Source organism: Motilimonas sp. 1_MG-2023 (assembly GCF_030547455.1).
Lineage (GTDB): Bacteria > Pseudomonadota > Gammaproteobacteria > Enterobacterales > CBDFNC01 > Motilimonas.
In genome coordinates this window covers 1-479 of record NZ_JAUOPX010000123.1, presented here as the reverse complement: position 1 = coordinate 479, position 479 = coordinate 1, and the positions used below count along the sequence as shown (strand labels likewise).

1 tRNA gene is annotated in these 479 nt (G+C 42.8%); it reads right to left on the bottom strand.

What is annotated here, in order from left to right:
• Positions 1-105: 105 nt before the first annotated feature.
• A tRNA-Met gene (locus Q4519_RS21715) sits at positions 106-182 on the bottom strand.
• Positions 183-479: the final 297 nt, after the last annotated feature.

The following is a 479-nucleotide window of genomic DNA, read 5'->3' as shown; positions in this document are numbered from 1 at the left end:
GGAGAGACTTGAACTCTCACACCTTGCGGCACTAGAACCTAAATCTAGCGTGTCTACCAATTTCACCACTTCCGCATCTGTCTTTTCAGTTGAACTAAAAAGAAATGGTGGCTACACCGAGATTTGAACTTGGGACCCCATCATTATGAGTGATGTGCTCTAACCAGCTGAGCTATGTAGCCGTGCTTTTCCGTTCAAGGTTTTGAAGCCCTGTTCGTCGTTGCGGGGCGCATTATGCTGATACTGGCGCTAAGCGTCAATAGTTTTTTAGTAAAAAAAAGCGAGTTTTCTTCTGTGTGCCTATAAATTAAACGCTAGCTTGCCAGTTTGGTGATTTGTTAATCGACTATTAGATAAAGATGAAGATCTCCCGCATTGCGGCTGCTAGCGAAAGCGAGATACGCTGATACTGGCGCTAAGCGTCAATAGTTTTTTAGTAAAAAAAAGCGAGTTTTCTTCTGTGTGCCTATAAATTAAAC